Here is a 3,046-nt window from a genome sequence, read left to right on the forward strand (position 1 = left end):
CCTTCGCCACAGTGATGCTGAAGGGCGGTGGAGACCCTGCTTCCGCTGCGCGCTCCGTGCTTGAAACCGGAGAATTCGACTATGCCTGGAGACTGCAGGTCGAACCCGAGATTCTGGCTCAGATGGCTGCAGCCGGAAAAGGCAGCGTAGTCGTATCCTTTGGCAGTTCCGTCGAGCGGCTGGATCTCAACTTCACCAATCCAGACCCTGCACTGGGAGAAAAGCGTTCGACCCTGGAAGGTGGCCCGCATCCGTTCATGGTCGATCCGGCCGTGAGAAAGGCCCTGTCACTTGCGATCGATCGCTCGGTCCTGGTCGAGGCGGGCTACGGCGTATCAGCGGCAATTGGCTGTAATGTCCTGCCAGCACCGGCGATCTATACGTCGACGACAAACGATTGGTGCAAAGTCCAGGACCTCGACGCTGCCAACAAACTGCTCGACGATGCTGGTTGGGCACGAGGCGCGGATGGCGTCCGCCAGAAGGACGGGGTGAGGTTATCGATCCTCTACCAGTCATCGACCAATGCGGTTCGCCAGGCAACGCAAGCGCTGATTAAGGACATGTGGCAGCAGATCGGCGTCGAAACCGAACTGCGCAATATCGACGGTTCGGTATTCTTCGGGGGCGATCCGGCAAGTCCGGACACGGCATGGAAACTCTACGCCGATGTGATGATGTACGCCGACAATTTCGCCGGCGTCGACCCCGAGCAGTACCTGGCAAAGTTTACATGCAACAACATCCCCAGCCCCGCAACAAACTGGGGTGGAGGCAATATGCAGAGATATTGCGACCCTGAATACGATGCCAGGATCGCAGAGCTGGCCAAGACGGCATCGCCCGACGAACGCGCGAAGCTGGCAAAGCAGCTGAACGACATGCTCGTTGACCGTGGCGGCCTCGTCCCCCTGATTCATCGCGGCAATGTAGCAGCCCACACTGCGACGCTTGAAGGCGTCAAGATGAACGCGTGGGACGCCGAACTTTGGAACGCGGCCGACTGGACACGCGCCAAGTAATTTTGATCCCTTTCTTGCTCCGCTGGCGCTGCCTTGCCTGCGGAGCAAGGTTAGGAATCAAACCGAAATACGCAGACGCTCCCGGCGTCTGCGAGAACGGGAACTCTAGCGGGACAAGGAAATGCCAACGTGTTTCCGACTGGCGCCCGTTGGAGTTGCAAAATCGAGCACGTTCATGAGTTTCGATTGGTTCAATCCAGATCCATCGTGGCCTAGCAGAGGGCACCTATGCTGAACTACACGCTCCGGCGCCTGATCTTTGCAGTCCCGACGCTGCTGATCATAAGCTTCATTATCTTTGCCCTGCTTGACCTTGCACCAAACGATCCAACCGGGAACCTGCCGCTGACTATCCCGTCTGAGGTGCGCGAGCAAATACGGCTATCCCTGGGCCTCGGTGAAGCGTTTCACATCCGCTACCTCAAATGGCTGGAGCAATTCTTCATCAACGAGCCTCTGAATGTCCTCGAGCGTRTGCTCGGCATCGAGATCGGCAATTCGGCCGAGCGGCTGCGCGTACGTTCCTGGGCCACCCGCAGCCCGGTCGTCGATCTTATCGCCGAGCGCATGCCTCAGACGCTCTGGGTTGTTGGCATGTCTTATGTTGTCGGCATATTGATTGCGTTGCCGATCGGCATCCTCTCCGCCTACAAGCAATACTCCTGGTTCGATCAGATCGGCACCTTTGTCTCTATGGTGGGCTTTTCGGTCCCGACCTTCTTTACCGGAGTGGTCCTGATCGTCGTTTTCAGCGTGCACCTGCAATGGTTTCCGTCGATTTATGACACGACGCATCGCGTAACGGACTGGTCGAGTTTCTGGGTGCAGGTCCGCCAGATGGTGATGCCGGTGGCCGTGCTGGCACTCTACAATGCAGCGCAGCTGAGCCGCTTTGTGAGGGCGTCCATGCTCGACAATCTGAACCATGACTATGTGCGGACAGCCCGCGCCAAGGGCATGCACGAACGCGTGGTGTTGCTCGTCCATGTGCTGCGAAACAGCTTGATACCGGTGGTGACCGTCATTGCGCTTGGAATCCCAACGATCTTTTCCGGCGCAATTATCACCGAGCAGATCTTCCGCGTGAATGGGCTGGGACAGTTGCTGATCATCGCCATACAAGGCGCGGACATGCCGCTCGTCCAGACACTGACTTTCATCTTTGCCGTGCTGATCGTGCTGTTCAACCTTATTGCCGATCTCCTCTACGGCGTTCTCGACCCGAGGATTCGCTATGACTGAGGCCGCCGCCCACCTGACTAGCGGCGCAGCAGGCGTGCTTGCAAGCCCCAAGCAACGCTCGCCGGGTGCCGACGTGTGGCGCCAGTTTCGCGCCCATCGGGGCGGCGTTATTGGCGCGATCATCTTCATTTCCATCATAGTGCTAGTGGTGGTCGGCCCTTATGTCCACGGTATTGATCCGCAGACGATCAACATCAAGGCCAAGAACCAGGGTGTTTCGTTCTCGCATCCGATGGGGACCGACAATCTGGGCCGGGACATGTTTGCGCAGGTGCTTGCTGGCGGGCGCACGTCTTTGTCTGTCGGTATCGCGGCGATGCTGCTGTCGCTTGTCGTCGGTACCTTCGTTGGTGTCGTGGCCGGCTACGTCCGCCGTTTGGATAGTCTGCTGATGCGACTGACCGACCTTTTCTTGGCACTGCCTCTGTTGCCGCTGCTGTTGGTCATCGTCATGCTATTTCGCGACACGCTGCGGGCCGCCTTTGGGCCGGAAACAGGCATCTTTCTCCTGATCGTGACAGTCATCGGGATTACCAGCTGGATGCAGACCGCACGTATCGTTCGCGGTGCGGTGCTGTCGGTGAAGGAGCAGGAATTTGTTCTTGCCGCCAAAAGTATTGGAACAAGGGAGCGCCGCATTATCACACGGCATATTCTTCCCAATGTTCTGTCCCCGATCATGGTTTCCGCCACCCTCGGCATCGCAACCGCGATCATCACGGAATCGGCGCTCAGTTTTCTCGGCCTTGGCTTTCCTTCCGATTACCCGACATGGGGACGCC

General features: G+C 58.2%; 3 protein-coding genes. All 3 read left to right on the top strand.

The annotated features are described in order from the left end of the window. The coding region (locus AC1DUU_RS27645) for an ABC transporter substrate-binding protein (RefSeq protein WP_476786547.1) at positions 1-1,022 on the top strand (1,022 nt) is incomplete at its 5' end. A gap of 228 nt (positions 1,023-1,250) precedes the next feature. Continuing rightward, positions 1,251-2,264 carry an ABC transporter permease gene (locus tag AC1DUU_RS27650; protein ID WP_476786548.1) on the top strand — a complete coding sequence of 338 codons (1,014 nt, stop codon included), beginning with the start codon at positions 1,251-1,253 and terminating at the stop codon, positions 2,262-2,264. Next, the coding region (locus AC1DUU_RS27655) for an ABC transporter permease (RefSeq protein ID WP_476786549.1) at positions 2,257-3,046 on the top strand (790 nt) is incomplete at its 3' end. The genes AC1DUU_RS27650 and AC1DUU_RS27655, both read left to right, overlap by 8 nt.

This window comes from Aminobacter sp. P4_H6_2, from assembly GCF_056400805.1.